12 protein-coding genes and 1 other annotated feature are annotated in these 17,075 nt (G+C 42.4%); of the genes, 4 read left to right on the forward strand and 8 right to left on the reverse strand.

Translation table 11 applies throughout. The features are described from left to right. Positions 1 to 30 precede the first annotated feature (30 nt). The 5 genes from mbcS to ezrA form a co-directional block, all read right to left on the reverse strand. Positions 31 to 1,614: an acyl-CoA synthetase MbcS gene (gene mbcS / locus CVD28_RS25330; protein WP_101597450.1), complete on the reverse strand. Its 1,584-nt coding sequence runs from the start codon at positions 1,612 to 1,614 to the stop codon at positions 31 to 33. A gap of 190 nt (positions 1,615 to 1,804) precedes the next feature. Then, positions 1,805 to 2,008: an alpha/beta-type small acid-soluble spore protein gene (locus CVD28_RS25335; RefSeq protein WP_101597451.1), complete on the reverse strand. Its 204-nt coding sequence runs from the start codon at positions 2,006 to 2,008 to the stop codon at positions 1,805 to 1,807. 209 nt (positions 2,009 to 2,217) lie between these two features. After that, positions 2,218 to 3,420 carry a tRNA uracil 4-sulfurtransferase ThiI gene (gene thiI / locus CVD28_RS25340; protein ID WP_101597452.1) on the reverse strand — a complete coding sequence of 401 codons (1,203 nt, stop codon included), beginning with the start codon at positions 3,418 to 3,420 and terminating at the stop codon, positions 2,218 to 2,220. A gap of 7 nt (positions 3,421 to 3,427) precedes the next feature. Next, positions 3,428 to 4,567, reverse strand: coding sequence for a cysteine desulfurase family protein (locus CVD28_RS25345; RefSeq protein WP_101597453.1), 1,140 nt, complete (start codon positions 4,565 to 4,567; stop codon positions 3,428 to 3,430). 191 nt (positions 4,568 to 4,758) lie between these two features. Next, complete coding sequence (gene ezrA, locus CVD28_RS25350; RefSeq protein WP_101597454.1) at positions 4,759 to 6,453, reverse strand: septation ring formation regulator EzrA; 1,695 nt, start codon at positions 6,451 to 6,453, stop codon at positions 4,759 to 4,761. Between the two features lie 164 nt (positions 6,454 to 6,617). Here ezrA and hisJ point away from each other — a divergent pair, with 164 nt between their 5' ends. Continuing rightward, positions 6,618 to 7,439 carry a histidinol-phosphatase HisJ gene (gene hisJ / locus CVD28_RS25355; protein ID WP_101597455.1) on the forward strand — a complete coding sequence of 274 codons (822 nt, stop codon included), beginning with the start codon at positions 6,618 to 6,620 and terminating at the stop codon, positions 7,437 to 7,439. A 51-nt stretch (positions 7,440 to 7,490) separates the two neighbouring features. Here hisJ and refZ read toward each other — a convergent pair whose 3' ends face one another. Continuing rightward, positions 7,491 to 8,144, reverse strand: coding sequence for a forespore capture DNA-binding protein RefZ (gene refZ, locus CVD28_RS25360; protein ID WP_101597456.1), 654 nt, complete (start codon positions 8,142 to 8,144; stop codon positions 7,491 to 7,493). A gap of 133 nt (positions 8,145 to 8,277) precedes the next feature. Between refZ and CVD28_RS25365 the strand changes: the two genes are divergently transcribed. Beyond that, positions 8,278 to 8,757: a GAF domain-containing protein gene (locus CVD28_RS25365; protein WP_101597457.1), complete on the forward strand. Its 480-nt coding sequence runs from the start codon at positions 8,278 to 8,280 to the stop codon at positions 8,755 to 8,757. A gap of 382 nt (positions 8,758 to 9,139) precedes the next feature. Here CVD28_RS25365 and CVD28_RS25370 read toward each other — a convergent pair whose 3' ends face one another. Next, a complete protein-coding gene (locus CVD28_RS25370) occupies positions 9,140 to 10,999 on the reverse strand; it encodes a sensor domain-containing diguanylate cyclase (RefSeq protein WP_257985979.1) in 1,860 nt (619 codons plus the stop codon). Between the two features lie 571 nt (positions 11,000 to 11,570). Between CVD28_RS25370 and rpsD the strand changes: the two genes are divergently transcribed. Next, positions 11,571 to 12,173: a 30S ribosomal protein S4 gene (gene rpsD / locus CVD28_RS25375; protein WP_101597458.1), complete on the forward strand. Its 603-nt coding sequence runs from the start codon at positions 11,571 to 11,573 to the stop codon at positions 12,171 to 12,173. Positions 12,174 to 12,378: 205 nt separating this feature from the next. Here the strand turns inward: rpsD and tyrS are convergent, their stop codons facing one another. Next, complete coding sequence (gene tyrS / locus CVD28_RS25380; protein WP_101597459.1) at positions 12,379 to 13,635, reverse strand: tyrosine--tRNA ligase; 1,257 nt, start codon at positions 13,633 to 13,635, stop codon at positions 12,379 to 12,381. Positions 13,636 to 13,682: 47 nt separating this feature from the next. Continuing rightward, positions 13,683 to 13,938, reverse strand: a binding site (T-box leader). A gap of 138 nt (positions 13,939 to 14,076) precedes the next feature. Here tyrS and CVD28_RS25385 point away from each other — a divergent pair. Further along, a complete protein-coding gene (locus CVD28_RS25385) occupies positions 14,077 to 17,007 on the forward strand; it encodes a transglycosylase domain-containing protein (protein ID WP_219621211.1) in 2,931 nt (976 codons plus the stop codon). Positions 17,008 to 17,075 lie beyond the last annotated feature (68 nt).

Consider the following 17,075-nt stretch of genomic DNA (forward strand, 5'->3'; position numbering starts at 1 on the left):
GTCCAGCACTGCTTTCCAGAAAGTATAGGATCATAGTTTTAAAGCTTGCTGCTCCCGCTGGCGCAATTCAATTCGGCGGATTTTTCCTGATGTCGTCTTTGGCAGCTCGTCAACAAATTCTATTTTTCGAGGATACTTATAAGGTGCTGTCGTTGTTTTCACATGATCCTGCAATGATTGAATAAGGTCAGGGTTTCCTGCATCAACATCTTCTCTGAGAACGATAAAGGCTTTTACAATGCTTCCGCGAATTTCATCAGGGCTAGCCACCACCGCACATTCTTTAACATATGGATGCTTGACAAGTGCGTCCTCTACCTCAAAAGGCCCAATCGTGTAGCCTGAGCTGATAATAATATCGTCTCCGCGTCCTTCAAACCAAAAATAGCCGTCTTCATCCATTTTTGCTTTGTCGCCGGTGATATAGTAGTCTCCTCTAAACTGCATGGCAGTTCGCTCTGGATCTTTAAAATAATTTTTAAATAATGCAGGCGTTTCTTTATGGACAGCAATGTCGCCTACTTCGCCTGCAGCGCATGGCTCGCCATTATCATTGATGATTTGGACATTGTTGCCCGGGGTCGGCTTACCCATTGAGCCTGGTTTTATTTCCATGCCTTTTGTAATTCCGACAAGAAGCGTATTTTCCGTTTGGCCATAGCCATCCCGCACTTCCACATCAAAATACTTTTTAAATGTATCAATAACTTCCCTGTTTAAAGGCTCCCCGGCCGAAACCGCACTATGGAGGTTCGGGAAGCTGTAATCTGAAAGATTGTCCTCCTTTGCCATCAGGCGATATTCCGTCGGCGTACAGCATAAAACGTTAACATTGTAATCGCTAAGGAGCTGAAAATATTTTTGCGGGTCGAATTTGCCCATATATACGAGTCCGGCCGCGCCTGAACCTAGCACAGATAAAAATGGGCTCCAGATCCATTTCTGCCATCCAGGGCCAGCTGTCGCCCATACGGTGTCATTTTCTTTAATACAAAGCCATTTCGCTGCCGCTGTTTTTAAGTGGGCATATGCCCATCCGTGCGTGTGTACTACGCCTTTAGGATTGCCTGTAGTCCCAGAAGTATAGGAAAGGAATGCCATATCATTGCTTTTTGTTTCTGCTGCCACCAGTACATTAGGCGCATGTTTCATCATTTCATTTAAATTTAGCCAATTGTCTGCACTGCTGCCGACTACGAATTTTTGAAGCGGTGCCGCCTCCTTTACTTCGGCAAATTGGTCCACGTATGGATAATAACTGACGATGGCCTTTACTTCACCATGGGTAATCCGGTATTGCAGGTCCTTGGCCCTGAGCATTTCAGAGCTTGGGATGACAACCAATCCAGCTTTAAGCGCTCCCAAATAAACTTGGTAGGCTTCAATGAGCCGCGGAATGATGATTAAAACTGTATCCCCTTTTTGCAGTCCGGAATCCAGGAAAACGCTTCCAATTCTGTTTGCGCCATCCATAAGCCGGGCATATGTAATTTCTTTTTTATCTCCAAGTTCACTTTCCCATTTCAGGGCAACTTTATTGGGATCTTTCGAAAATCGGTCAACCTCACTAACTAAATTGTAATCATTCGGAGCTAGTAAATCTTCACGTTTCATTCCTAATCCCCCCCATTGGTCTTACCACTCCCTTATTATACAAAATTAATAAAATATTTAAAATTGAAAATAATTATTTATAGAATACTTAGCTAATGTTTGTCCATTAATTGAACTGCCGAACTTAATGGATTTAAAACAAAGAAAGGAAGTGGACATCAGTCCGCTTCCTGCAGCCATCAGTATAAAATTATCTTTGGAATCCGCCTAATTGCTGTTCAGCCATTTGAACTAAACGCTTTGTAATTTCTCCACCAACAGAACCGTTAGCGCGGGATGCAGTGTCTGCACCTAATTGCACTCCAAATTCTGAAGCAATTTCAAATTTCATTTGATCAATTGCCTGTTGAACTCCAGGAACTAATAACTGTCTTGAAGCGTTGTTTCTTGCCATGTGTTATTCACCTCCTTGTGAACATAGAATGTGTAACCACACATGACATAATTCCTATCTTAACTGGTAATTGTTCACAATAATTCCGAGCTAAAGGCTGTGGATAGCCAATAAATCTGGTACTTATGGATGAAATAAAAATTTCCGGCTGAAACTGCTCCATTCAGATGAATAAATGAAAGGCATTTTACTTCACTTGGACTCCGGCATTAAAAAAGCCCGTTTTCGTCCTGTGCTGCCCTGGCCTCACTGAGCATCAATACTTCAATATTGCTTACGGCCTCCTCGATCAATGGCTCGAAATCAACAAAGCTTTCATAAAAATTAACTTTTTCTCTCTTTGGTTTTGTTTTAGGGTTGGAAGGTGTAAACACGGTACAGCAATCCTCATATGGCCTGTTCGATATTTCGAGGGTATCAATTTCCCTGGCAATTTCCATAATTTCGGTTTTATCCATCGCAATAAGCGGTCTAAGGATAGGAGTGGCTGTCACTTCATTAATCGCATACATACTATTAAGAGTCTGGCTGGCAACCTGGCCCAGGCTTTCACCGGTAATTATTGCCAATCCATCGTTATGTTCACGGATTTTATCCGCAACCATCAGCATCAGCCTTCTTGTACTTGTCATTGTGTAATTTTCCGGAATTTGCTTTTGTATCAATTCCTGGATTCTTGTAAATGGCACAACATGAAGTTTAATGCTTCCGCATACCTTTGAAAGCTTTTCCGTCAAATCAACTACTTTTTGCTTTGAGCGCTCACTTGTAAATGGAGGGCTGTGGAAATGAATGCATTCCAGTTCAATTCCTCTTTTCAGTGCTAAAAAGCCTGCCACCGGGCTATCGATTCCACCGGATAGCATTAACATAGCCCGACCGGCTGAACCAACCGGAAGGCCGCCAGCTCCAGGAATAACTTCCCCTGTTACAAATACAGCTTCTTTGCGCACCTCAACTCTGATATTTAAGTCAGGGTTTTTGACATCTACCTTAATGCCATCAAGATTGCGAAGCAAATGTCCCCCGAGCATATGGTTAATTTCGTCAGTATTAAAAGGAAATTCCTTGTCTGCCCGCCTTGCTGAAATTTTAAACGTTGTAAATCTGCCTTTTAACGATTCCGCATAACGAAGGATATTTTCTTTCATGGCTTCTTCATTTTTTTCAATTTTCAAGGCAGGGCTGAAGGACTGAATACCAAAGATTCCTTTAATTCTTTTTACAATTTCCTCATGGCCGGTTCCATTTAAATGGATGTACATTCTATCCCGGTCCGCCTCTACATGTATCGCCTCAAAATCCTGAAGGGCCCTTTTTATATGGCTTTTCAGCTTATCCACAAAGCCTTTTCGATTTCTTTTTTTTGTAGAAATCTCACCATATCGGATTAATATATGATCATATTTCATGATGTCATTACCTCATTATACTTTTTAATTTACTTACTGTTTCTGTTATCGCCTGAACAACAGCTTGTGCTTCCTGCATGGTATTCTGAAACGACAATGATATTCTTACCGTACTCTCAGCCCGTTCTTCACTCGCAAACATGCTATAAACCGTCTTACTTACCGACTTTTTCCGGGAAGAACAGGCACTTGTCGTCGATACAAAGATATTTCTTTCTTCAAGCGCATGGACGAAAACTTCTGATTTAATCCCGGGCAACGAAAAATTCAGAATATGGGAGACCGCATCTTCCGGGCTATTTATCTCAATTCCATTAATTTGGGCAAGACATTCCCTTAAATAAGTATTCACTTCTTTTATTTGGCGGCTTGATTCCCTGTTTTCGTTCACCAGTCTAAGCGCTTTGGCAACCGAGACTGCACCTGCGACATTTTCTGTTCCGCTTCTGATGCCAGATTCCTGGCTTCCGCCGGAAAACAGCGGAAAAAGTCGGAGCCCTTCTTTGATAAATAAAACACCAGTTCCTTTTAATCCATGAAATTTATGAGCCGACAGCGTACATAAATCGATATCAGTATTTTTAAAATGCAAAGGGATTTTCCCTGCACCTTGCACATGGTCTACATGGAATAATGCGTTTGGATACTCCTTTAGTATTGCCCCAATTTCTTCAATTGGCTGTATGGAGCCTACTTCATTATTAACATGCATGATAGAAACAAGAATTGTGTCTTCCCTTACTGCCTGTTTTAGATCAGTGAGTGATACTTTGCCTTCCCGGCCAGGCTTAAGATAGGTAATTTCAAAACCAAACTCTGCTTCAAGCTGCTCACATGCAGCCCTCACTGAAGCGTGTTCAATTTCAGTTGTAATAATGTGCTTGCCTCTGCCGCTGCGTGAAAGCGCAGCACCTTTTATAGCGATATTATTTCCTTCCGTTCCTCCCGAAGTAAAAAACACTTCAGATTCCTTCACCTGCAAAATCCCTGCGATCTGCTTCCGGGCCTGTGACAGCAATTTTTCAGCATTTGCACCCATGCCATGCAGCGAAGATGGGTTTCCAAAAAATTCATTCGAAACTTTAACGAAAGACTCAATCACTTCCTGAAATGGTTTAGTTGTGGCACTATTATCAAAATAAATCAAGGGCTTCCCCCTCCATTATTCTTTCAGCTTATTAGTAAAACCTAATGTCTTGGGCGATTACCCGCATCCATTAACTATAACATAGTCCCGACTATTTATTCTAATCCCTAATATAAACCCCCTCCTATTCCCAGGAGGGGGCTGTAAGGTTTTTGACTATAAAAGTTATGACAATCCGAACTGTGCTTAATTTAAGAAAAAACTTCCGCCTGTCCGGCTTCAAGCCTTTTTAGCGTACCGGGCTCAACTTTTTCAATAGCAGTACCTGCTTCTTCAAGGGCAGCCTCATACTCAAAATTCCGAAACTTTTCCTCAGCTCCCCGCAGGGCTTCGGCTACAGCAGGATAACGGCTGCGATACCTGTTTCCATATTGGATCAGCTTTTCTGCCAGGTACATTTGCTCGATAATTTCTCTGGTAAATTCATTAAGCCTTGTTACCGTAGTGACAGCCTTTTCAAGATAAATATGGACAGAAGCCATATCCAGCGGACTTTCCTCAAGCTTGACTCCCGCATCATCAAGGCTTTCCTTTGCTTCTGCTATGTAGGCCTTATATTGCTCAGGCACCCCGGGGACATTGCTCTTTGAAACTAACCTGCCGATCTCTGCCATTTTCTTTTTTAGTTCAGTTAACGTACCTCTGGCATCCAGCTCATCTTTTCGCAGGGCATGAAGCTTATCAGAATACGATTGCTGCTGCTCCTTCATCTCACTGACAATGGACTCAACCTCTTTCATATCATCGCTGAGAACCGAATGGGCCAAAGAGCCTTCTTTTAGCTTTAGCTCAAGCAGCTGGAACCGCTTTGATAACTGCGCTACCTGTTTTTCTATTTTACGCTGTGCTTCAATTTCACTTTCTGTCAGGTGGTAATTCTGCTGGACCAACCCGGTTTCCATTTTTAGCTTATCACTTTCATATTCTAGGTTTGAGATCTCTTCCTTGAGTTGTGATTCACTTGTTTGAATATACTGTCGGGCCAGCACTTCTTTTTCAAGAAGATCGTAAAGCACGTTTATACTCTCAAGTATTTCTTCAATACCCTTTTCTACTTCCCCTACCTCAGCATTTTCTGTATATTCTTCATACGTCTGAAGTTTTTCTTCCAGAAAGGCTACCTCTTTTTCAAATGAAATATGGCCCAGGCTGTATCCCTGTGCGTTCATTTCCTGATATCCTTCTTTTAGCTCTTCCAGCTGGGACGGGATAGCAGTCTGAATTTCTATCAAAAGCTGAGGGATAAGCTTCATTTTTGCTGCTAAGCTGTCAAGCATGGATTTGATTGTCAGGACAAGTTCCCTGGCCTTAAGGTAGTTTCCGTTTTGAGTAGATTCCTCATACTCCTTCAGTACTTCCAAAACCTCATCAAGGAGTGTCTCCAGCCTGGATGCCGCTTTTCCATAAGTGTGGCGGTGGGCCAGGAGCGCCTTTTTACTAGTACGGTATACTTCCTTTAGATCCTCAATCTCTGTCCGATTCTTCTCCTCGCTGCCGACCAGCTCGTTTAATTCATGGAGGATTTTTTGAATGCCCTCTTCAATTTCCTCTAATTTCGTTTCTATTTGTTTTTGAACTTGGCTTGAACGCTTAAAGCGATATTTATCTGCATATTCATCTGCATCAAACAGCAGCTCTTCGACATCCGGGAGATACACGGTGATGATGGAATCCCATTCATTTCTCCATCTTTCAAACATTTCTTCTGTTTCTCCGGTCATATTCAGCTGTTTTACCTTGGATAATTCATCAAGGACTGGACGGTTCATCACATCTATTTTCCAGCTCTCAAGCCGGTCAATTTCTTTGAAATGCTTCTTTTTTAAAACATAGCCCCATATCATCAACGTCAAAATGACGATTATTGCACCTATTATGTATTCCATCTTAAGCCCCCTGTTCTACAACAAAACAAAACCATATATATCAAATTTTAGAAATGTTCGATTACAATGCTTTTATGATACCATGTAAACGACAATTTTTGACTAGAAAAATGATTTTTTTTATGAAATAATGCATTAAATTTACCTTTTAAGGAGGGATATTGTTGATTGCTGACAAGCATGTGCACAGCCCTTTTTGTCCGCACGGAACAAAGGATAGGTTTGAGGATTACATTGAAAGAGCCTTCGAACTGGGGATCAAGGAGATCACATTTACTGAGCATGCCCCCCTCCCAGTCAGCTTCCCTGAGCCAATACCAGAAAAAGACAGCGGGATGAAACCGGGCAATTTGCCTCTTTATTTAAAAGAAGCTGCACGCGTTAAGGATTATTATAAAACCGCCTTAGCAGTTCGCATCGGCCTTGAAGTTGATTTTATCGAAGGATTTGAAAAGGAAACGAAGGAACTGCTTGATGAAACAGGACCCTATCTTGATGACAGCATCCTTTCTGTACATTTTATAAGAGACGGCTCGTCCTGGCATTGCATTGATTATAGCGCCGATATGTTTGGCGGGATTGTGTCTTCTTACGGGTCTGCAGAGGCGGTTTATCAACGATACTATGATACAGTGGAACTAGCTGTGGAAGAGGATCTTGGCCTTTACAAACCAAAAAGGATTGGTCATTTGACGCTGATCCACAAATTTCAAAAGGCATATCCTGTTTCGCGGAACTTTGACCCTTTAGTCTTCCGGCTTATTGATAAAATTTACAGCCGTAAACTTTCCCTGGATTACAATGGTGCCGGATTTGTTAAACCGCTTTGCCGGGAGCCTTATCCTCCTGAACGATTTGCCCGGTATGCAATGGAGCTTGGAGTTCCGCTCGTATTCGGATCGGACGCACACCAAGCAAAGGATCTAGGGCAAGGCTATGGTCAGCTGCTGCGGGAATTTAGGGAGAAGCACACGAACCATATGTGAAATAATGCGGGTAATTATCAAGAGTCGGTTTAGATGGTTTTTGTTTATTAGTTATGCTAAGGCCTTTATTTCCATTAAAGTTGTTTTAGCAGCTGTTTCGATCATAAGGCTGCTTTTTAGGAAGCTGTTCACCTGCTTAGCGTATTGATCTGTATAATAAGCTTCCTGCGAGAAAATATGAAGCAGCTCGGCAGCGTATGATGCATGGATAAGCGGTGCTGACAAAAGGCCCTTTAATTGAAGGATAAAAGAAGGGACCGAGACAGGCCGGAATGCCTTCGTTTTAATCCCGTGTTCGATTAAGGCTTCAAAATAGTATCGTTCCTTGGCAAGATATGTCGATAATATTTCTCGGTTTAAGTTTGAATCCAGTGAGAATTCTCCAAAAATGAAACGAGCCGATAAAAAATGCCTGCGCTGGAAGTGAAGGATATTATGCACCATTTCAAACATACAGGCTGCCGATCCAATGTTTTCTGCTCTGGCAACAGTTTCGTTCATCAGTGCAGTGTATTCTTCCATATACGTAACAATACAATATTCTAGTAAACCATGTTTGTTTTTGAAATAATATGAAATATTAGCCGGATTTACACCTGCCCTTCCGGCGATATCCCGGATGGATGCTGCATGAAACCCTTTTAGGTGGAATAGGTAAAGAGCGGCCTCAATAATGGATTCTTTTGTGGATGTACTATTTTTCATGCGAATTCCCTCGCTTTCTGAGATGGATACACCTCTTGGTCTACATTCTTCTCTTATAGCAGGAATCCTTTAAGAAGTTCTCGACAATTTATTATCGTGTTTGTAATTTTTTGCGGAGGTTAGGTGATTAATAATGTTTAAAGTCGAATCATATAAAGGTAAAAAAGAAGAAAATTATCGAATGGTGCAAAAGCAGTTAGTAGCCCTGATTGAGGATGAAAGCAATTCAATTGCAAATCTAAGCAATGCAGCTGCCCTGCTTAATCAATTTCTTGACGAAATCAACTGGGTTGGATTTTATCTTGTGGATAGGGAAGAATTGGTGCTCGGCCCTTTCCAGGGTCTTCCAGCCTGTGTTCGTATTCCATTTGGAAAAGGAGTTTGCGGTACCTCTGCTGCTGAACGAAAAACGATGCGCGTAGAAGATGTTCACCAATTCCCGGGGCATATTGCCTGCGATGCGGCCTCCCAATCCGAAATCGTCATACCTCTGATCAAAGATGGAAACTTAATCGGTGTGCTTGATATTGATAGCCCAATAAAGGGAAGGTTTAATGAAATCGACCAGCATATGCTGGAACAATTTACTGCTGAACTTGCTAAGTATCTTTAAAGTAATGCGTAAGCGCCCGGGTAAAAGGAACATCGACTAAGGTCTGCCAGCACCTTCTTACAGAGGAAGAACAGCTAAGGTCGCCAGTGTTGTAACTAAAACCATGTTACAACCTTGGTCCTGTGGCAACGTCGGCACTAGCACGTCCTCACAAAGCTAAACGCTTTGTTTTCGTGCGATGTATCGCTGCCGTAGCTTTCCTTGTCCTGTGCGTCGGGCCTGGGCGCTGGAGCTAGACATATGTACTTGTTAAAAAATACTCTATCTCACATAAAAGAAACCCCGGATTAAGCGATCCGGGGTTTCTTACTTCTAATATTAAAATCGCCAGCTTTCTCGCCTTGTAATTTCCCTTAATAAATTTTCTATCACAAGCGGGTGCTTATTGAACCAGCACCTTATTCTTTCCGGAATTTTTGGCACGATACAATGCCTCATCTGCTCTTCTGAATAATTCCTTTGCAGAATCCACCCTAGAATTCTTCCAGTATGATACTCCACAAGAAATCGTTACCTTGGGTTCAGCCATACTTGCTACCTTAAACAGCAGCCGTTCTGCTATTGAGACACCTATCTCCAGACTTACCCTTGGCAGATAGATGGCAAGCTCCTCCCCACCCCACCGGGCTCCTACATCCGTATCCCTGATATTGGACTTTATCAGGTTTGCCACCTGTATTATGACATCATCCCCCGTCTGATGGCCATATGTATCATTAACGATCTTAAAGTTATCAATGTCAATAAGAATAAAGGTTCCTTCTTCATCAATTTTCATCGACTCCTGCAGCCGCTCATCCAGGTAGCTTCGGGAGTAAAGGCCAGTAAGATGATCTGTTATCACCATTTTTTCAAGCTCTTCCCGAAGCATTGAATTTGCCAGGGCAAGCGTGGAATGATGAATTAAGGATTGGAGCAGTTTAAACATTTCGAATGAAAAATAATAGGGTTCACGGTGCATAACAAGAGCAAATCCTCTTAAATCGTCGCTTTGAACCATAGGAACAGCCATGATAGACCTGTACTTTATTTCTTTTTCCGGGCACTGCAAACGCAAATCGCCGATAAAAAGCGAGTCCTTTTCCTTGCTTATTTTTTGCCTTACGTATGTGACGTATTCACGCGCGCCAGCTGTTTGAAAAAAGTCTGTGCTGCCCAGCACTGCCGTTTCCGTTTCAGCATTGGTGATCATTACAAAACCGATTTCTTCGGCTTTGAACGATTTGCGGATTTGCTCTTTCATATAATTCATCGTCTCGCTCAGACGCAAGTTGGAATTTAGTCGATGAGAAGTTTCGTTGATCAGCTGAAGATCCGAAATTAACCGTTTCGATTGCTGGTAAAGCTGAGCATTTTCCAGGGCGCTGCCTGCGGTATTAGCTAAAAGAGTGATGAATTCCACTTCGTTCTTCGGAAATACCAGAGTATCCTGTGCAATGACCTGCAGTACCCCATAAACTCCCTGCTTTCCTTTGAGTGGCGCATAAAGCACTGATTTCCGTTCGGCAAGAGAATCTTCAAACTGGATGTTGCCTGCTACATAGGCTTGCATTGCTGCCACGTTCTCACTGTCATATTCCAAATCCTTAATGGGCAGATTCTCATGGTTATTATCATGGGAGAGGAGCAAATAATATGTAAAAGAAGGATATACTTCCTTAAGGGTTGATATAATCTCTCCGAGGACCGCATCCATGCTCATGGATGAATGAAACTTTTCCGTAACCCGAAAAAGCTGTTTGTATCTTTTTTCTTCCGCAACAATCTTGGAAACACTGGATGCAGCTTGAATGAGCTTTAGACATTCAGAAGCAACCTCTTCCCAGTAGCCAGATCCATATGCCGGGAGATTCGTCCCTTCCTTTTCCAAAATCGCAAGAAGACCCAGTGCCTGTCTGTGATCTCTCATGGGAAGGATTAGGCTGTACTTTTTAAACTCCTTCATTGGAAAATCGCTGTAAAAAACTCTTTTGTGCAATAATGCTTCAAAATTCATGCACAAGACGTACGAATCTTCAAATGAATCCTTATATCCGTGATTCGTTGAAACTTCAGCATACAACTGTTGTTTCCAATCGTTCCACCTATAAAGCGTAACCTCTTCAAGCCCAAAGAGAGCTTTGATCTCTGAGAGCAGGTTTCCCACAACTTCCTCATATACCATATGCCCGTTAGTCTCATACATCTGATTGAAGAACAAACTCTTTAATTCATTTATCCATTTTACTGCTGGAAGCTCCATACCCATCATCCCTACTAGAAATCTTGCTTATCTTTATATACGAGAAAAAGCTTAACACTTAAGAATAGAAGCGTTAACATCACAATGTTTTTTAACCATTCGCTCATTTTAACCTTTTTATATTATTATTATAAACCGATTTTACTGACATTTCCTGTTATAATTTTGTCGATTTAGCATCTATTGACGAAATTTTCTTTATTTTCACACCGTCAAAATAGAATTTTGAATCATACTTGATTTTACTATACAGCAAAGAACCTTTATTTCAAGCACATTTTGCCTTGACTCTGCTCCAACTGCGTTATATAATGTTCTTTGTGTAAAATATTGCAGCCTATGTGAAGGCTTTTGTGTTTTCATTTTGTTCCTCTGCTAATTTCTAATATTAAAGTTCTTAATATCTAGATCCCAGCGCCTGACAAAAGGCGTGTGTGTTTTTCGTAGGGAGGTGCATCTCGTAACCCTCTGCTGCTAGGGCGAAGGTGCATGAAAACAAAATGTGCATGATTGTGATATCACAACGGTTTTTATTTTACCAAAATAAAAACATTTGAAGGAGGAGTCATTCATGGCTCGTTATACTGGCCCAAGCTGGAAATTATCCCGTCGTCTTGGAATTTCCCTAAGCGGAACTGGTAAAGAATTAGAAAAGCGTCCTTACGCTCCTGGACAACATGGTCCAAACCAACGCAAAAAGATTTCTGAATACGGAACTCAATTACAAGAGAAGCAAAAGCTTCGTCATATGTATGGTGTAAATGAGCGCCAATTCCGTACTCTTTTCGATAAAGCTGGTAAGCTTCAAGGTAAACACGGTGAGAACTTTATGGTTCTTCTTGAGTCCCGCCTTGATAACGTAGTTTACCGTCTTGGTTTAGCGCGCACTCGCCGCGGAGCTCGTCAACTTGTAAACCACGGTCACGTTACTGTAAACGGCAGCCGCGTTGATATCCCATCATTCCGCGTACAGCCTGGACAAACAATCAGTGTTCGTGAAAAGTCACGCAACCTTGATGTAATCAAGGAAGCTATCGAAGTAAACAACTTCGTTCCTGACTACTTGACTTTTGACGCTGACAAATTAGAAGGTACTTTCACTCGTTTACCAGAACGCTCTGAATTGCCTGCTGAAATCAACGAAGCTCTTATCGTTGAATTCTACTCTCGTTAATAATAGGAACCCTCATCTTCGGATGGGGGTTTTTATTTTGCATTAATTATGAAGTAATAGTAAAGTAATTCGCATTTCCCATTAGAAATCCAGCTGAAAAATAGAGATATTGAAGCAATGATTCTCTGGATTAAGTAAAACCAAAGAATCATATCTGCTATCAGTACAGTAAAAATGAGCCGCCCATTACGGACGGCTACTTTTATTATTTAATAAGTGTATATTTCTTCTTGCCTCGGCGAACCAAAGCAAATTGCCCTTCAATCATGTCACTTTCTGATAGTGTAAATTCAAGATCGGTTACTTTGTCGCCATTAATGGAGATGGCTCCGTTTTGAATGTCTTCCCTCGCCTGGCGTTTGGATGGAGAGATCTTTGCTTCCACCAGCAGGTCGACAAGAGAGGCAGGCTTGCTGCTGCTGCGTTCAAAGCTTGGAACGTCCTTAAAACCAACTTTGATTTCCTCAGCAGTCAAATTCTTTACATCTCCGCTAAACAAGGCAGCCGTGATTTTGATCGCCTGGCTTAGAGCTTCTTCTCCATGAATAAGGCGCGTCATCTCTTCAGCAAGAGCCTTTTGGGCTTTTCGCAAATGCGGCTCACTCTCTACTGCTTCAGCCAGTGCATCAATTTCCTCGTGTGACAGGAAAGTAAAGTATTTCAGGTATTTTACCACATCCGCATCAGCGGTGTTGATCCAGAATTGGTAGAATTCATAAGGAGTAGTTTTCTCAGGATCGAGCCAGACAGTTCCGCTTTCCGATTTCCCAAACTTTGTCCCATCAGCCTTTGTTACCAGGGGAATCGTTAGGCCAAACGCTTTAGCGCCTTCTCCATTTGTTTTTCGTATAAGTTCAAGGCCAGTTGTAATATTGCCCCACTGGTCGCTTCCGCCGATCTGAAGCTTACAGCCAAACTGGCCATACAGATGGTTAAAGTCCATCGCCTGAAGGATTGTGTAAGTGAATTCCGTGAATGAAATTCCCGTTTCAAGCCTTGAGGCAATCGTATCCTTTGCGAGCAAGTAGTTAATACCGAAGTGTTTTCCGAAATCACGCAGGAACGTTACCATATCAATAGAACCTATCCAATCATAGTTGTTTACCATGATGGCTCCATTGTCACCTTCAAATTCAAAAATGCTTCCAAGCTGGCCTTTAAGCCCATTAACGTTATGCTCGACTGCTTCGAGTGTCTGAAGCTTACGTTCCTCGCTTTTACCGCTTGGGTCACCTATAAGACCCGTTGCCCCGCCCACAAGGACGATCGGCCGGTGGCCATGCTGCTGAAAACGGCGAAGTGTCAGGAATGGAAGCAAATGCCCGATATGCATGCTGTCAGCTGTCGGGTCCACACCACAGTACAGGGAAATACTCTCTGTATTCAGCAGGCTCTCAAGCCCCTGTTCATCTGTCTGCTGGTAAACAATGCCCCGCCATTTGAGATCGTTCAGTAATTCCATTGATAATCCTCCTTAAATTAGCCAAATAAAAAACGCCCCTTCATAATTGAAGGGACGAATGTAATTCGCGGTACCACCCAACTTGAGGATAAAATATCCTCCGCCTTAAGACGATAACGGACGTCTGCCGTTTGCTGCTACTAAGGAACATAAATTGTTCCCTCCTGCCGAAAAAAGATAATCGGTCTTTCACAGCAAATGCTCAAGGAAGTAATTCATCTTTCTATATGTACCGGTTTGCACCTTCCACCGGCTCTCTGTAACAGTGATAGAACGACTACTGGATCCTGTCATTGCTTATTATTAAGATACTGAATTTTTATCATAAACCCCATACCTTTGTCAAACAGAAATAGTGCCAATTACCGAAAAGTGAAGAAACTGGCTTACAAATATAGGTTATATGCTATAATGTATGTGATTTCAGGAGGGTATGAATCTATGAAAAATAGTGATAAAGAGCTTCAAAGCATTTGGAGGAGATTGAAGGATTCCATTAAAGATGTAAAAACAAGAAGATTCGCCAGGATAACTTATGGGGTATTTTGGAACCTGACTCTGTTAGTTATTGTAATAGCTATAGTTGGCGTTTCATTTGCCGGCGGTGTCGGAGCAGGCTATTTTGCTTCGCTTGTCAAAGACGAGCCGATTCGTTCTCAAAGCGATCTAAAAAAGGATATTTACAACTATGAGGAAACCTCTGAAATATATTTCGCCGATAACATGTTCTTAGGGAAGCTTCAATCAGATCTTGAACGTGATGAAATTACGCTTGATCAAGTTTCCAAGCACTTAACCAATGCCGTTATTGCCACGGAAGACGAGTATTTTTATGAGCATGATGGAATTGTGCCGAAAGCTATATTGCGGGCATTGTTCCAGGAAATGACCAATTCGTCGAATGCATCAGGCGGAAGTACGCTTACACAGCAATTGCTGAAAAACCAGGTTTTGACGAATGAGGTATCATTCTCAAGAAAAGCAAAGGAAATTCTCCTGGCCCTAAGAGTTGAGAAGTTTTTTGAGAAAGAAGAAATACTTGAGGCATACTTGAACGTTTCTACATTTGGCCGAAATTCATCCGGACATAATATCGCAGGTGTACAATCAGCTGCTCAGGGTATTTTCGGCAAGGATGCCAAGGATCTCAACCTGCCTCAATCTGCTTTCATCGCGGGTTTGCCGCAAAGCCCGTTTGGATACACGCCTTTTACAAAAGAAAAAACGATTAAGAAGAATCTTGAACCCGGGCTTACACGAATGAAGACAGTATTAAACCGGATGTATCAGGGCTCCTACATTACAAAAGCAGAATATGAGGAAGCTTTAAAGTATAATATAGTAAAAGACTTTATTCCTCCTAAAGAAGTTGCTGTTGAAAAATACCCATGGCTAACCTTTGAGGTGGAAAAACGTTCAATTGATATTCTATCTAAAAAATTGGCCGAACAAGATGGGTATGAAGTAAGTGATTTAACAAAGGATAGCGGTCTTAATGATCAATACTTGGCTTTGGCCCATAAAAATTTACGGCAAAATGGCTACAAAATTTACACAACGATTGATCAGAAGATTTACGACGAAATGCAAAAAGCAAAAGATGACTATCAATATTACGGTCCATCAAAATCTGAAGAAGTGATTGATCCGGAAACAAATCAGAAAAAGATTGTCCAGGAGCCAGTTGAGCTTGGTGCCATGATGATTGAAAACAAGACAGGCAGAATTATCAGCTTTGTCGGCGGACGCGACCATGAACGGGAACAGACCAACCATGCAACAAGTTCACTGCGTCCCAACGGATCAACGATGAAGCCGCTGCTTGTATATGCACCGGCAATTGAATTGGGCAAAGCCGCACCGGGTTCAATCGTGGCGGACCTTCCTATCAGTGTCCCTGCAGGCGGGAAAATGTGGAGCCCTGGAAACTACGGTGAAAGCTTCAGTGGCCTGACTACTGCAAGAAAAGCACTTGCGAAATCCTACAATGTTCCTGCAGTTAAGTTTTATATGGACATCATTAACCAGAATCCGGTTAAGTACCTGGAGAAGATGGGTTTCTCCTCCCTGACTAAAGGAGACTATTCCAACCCGTCTATGTCGCTGGGGGCAATGGAAAAGGGAGTAACGGTTGAGGAGAACGTCAATGCCTATGCAACATTCGCCAACGGCGGCAAGTTTATTGATGCTTATATGATTGAAAAAATAGAAACAAAAGATGGGGAAGTTATTTTTGAACATAAAAGTACCCCGGTTCCTGTTTTCTCACCTCAGGCCTCCTACCTGACTATTGATATGATGAGGGATGTACTTTCCAGCGGTACAGCAGTTTCTTTGAGAAACAGGCTTAAGTTCCAATCCGACTGGGCAGGTAAGACCGGAACAGGAAACAAGTATCAGGATGCCTGGTTCGTCGCAACCAATCCAAATGTAACATTTGGTACGTGGATCGGCTATGATACACCTAAATCCCTGAAAGGAACCTATAAGGGTCTTGAATACAATAAACGGAATCTATATATCTGGGCTGATTTAGTGAATGCTGCCTATAAAGTAAAGCCTAATTTAGTAGATCCAAAACAAAGATTTGAAATGCCCGGCGGGATTGTAAGGCGTTCATACTGTTCCATTTCTGGGGCGGTACCTACAGATGCCTGCTTTAAAGCCGGACTGGTGGAAACTGACCTGTTCATCGCGAAGTTTACGCCTAATAAAATGGATGACAGCTTTACCAGCAGCAGATATGTTGAGATTGGGGGCAAAAAATATCAGGCGCTTCCATCCACACCTGATGAGTTTGCTAGCGTCGGCTTTATGGTCAGTCCTGAATTCCTTGAGCAAATTGGCAGCAAATATATGAAAGATTCAGGTAAACTGGGCTTAGGCGGGCTGATGGTTCCAGGAGCTAAATTAAATGATAATGGAAAAACCCCTTCATCACCTTCAGTCGGTTCATCTGGAACTGCCATTTCATGGGGTACCCATCCTGAAGGAGATGTAATTGGTTACCGCGTGTACAGCGGCGGGAAACGGGTGGCAAGCATTAAGGCCGGAGCTTCACTGACATTCAAGGGTGGAAACGGAACCTATTACGTGACTGCCGTTGATATTGCGGGAAGAGAATCAGCTCCATCTAACCAAATAGTTATTGGAAAGGCTGCAGATCCAGTGAGCACACCAGCACAGCCGAAGCCGGAAACTGCACCTAAACCAGGAACTTCCAAACCGGCTCCAAAGCCAACCAAGCCAAAGCCTGCTGACCCTAAACCAGCAGAGCCGAAGCCTGCCGATCCAATACCTGCTGATCCTAAGCCGGCAGAACCAAAACCAGCGGATCCAGCACCCGCAGAACCGAATGAAGGCACAAATTAATTCAAAGTTTGCTTAAAAGATAAGCCTGCGGCGAAACATGTCGCAGGCTAAATTTTTGCCTTCAAACA

The sequence above is a fragment of the Bacillus sp. M6-12 genome, assembly GCF_002860285.1.
GTDB lineage: Bacteria > Bacillota > Bacilli > Bacillales > DSM-1321 > Peribacillus.

Coding starts and splice junctions, on each gene's coding strand:
- CVD28_RS25385 (WP_219621211.1), top strand. CDS start 14,077: ATGAAAAATAGTGATAAAGAGCTTCAAAGCATTTGGAGGAGATTGAAG.
- ezrA (WP_101597454.1), bottom strand. CDS start 6,453: ATGGAATACATAATAGGTGCAATAATCGTCATTTTGACGTTGATGATA.
- CVD28_RS25365 (WP_101597457.1), top strand. CDS start 8,278: ATGTTTAAAGTCGAATCATATAAAGGTAAAAAAGAAGAAAATTATCGA.
- rpsD (WP_101597458.1), top strand. CDS start 11,571: ATGGCTCGTTATACTGGCCCAAGCTGGAAATTATCCCGTCGTCTTGGA.
- CVD28_RS25370 (WP_257985979.1), bottom strand. CDS start 10,999: ATGGAGCTTCCAGCAGTAAAATGGATAAATGAATTAAAGAGTTTGTTC.
- mbcS (WP_101597450.1), bottom strand. CDS start 1,614: ATGAAACGTGAAGATTTACTAGCTCCGAATGATTACAATTTAGTTAGT.
- thiI (WP_101597452.1), bottom strand. CDS start 3,420: ATGAAATATGATCATATATTAATCCGATATGGTGAGATTTCTACAAAA.
- refZ (WP_101597456.1), bottom strand. CDS start 8,144: ATGAAAAATAGTACATCCACAAAAGAATCCATTATTGAGGCCGCTCTT.
- CVD28_RS25335 (WP_101597451.1), bottom strand. CDS start 2,008: ATGGCAAGAAACAACGCTTCAAGACAGTTATTAGTTCCTGGAGTTCAA.
- tyrS (WP_101597459.1), bottom strand. CDS start 13,635: ATGGAATTACTGAACGATCTCAAATGGCGGGGCATTGTTTACCAGCAG.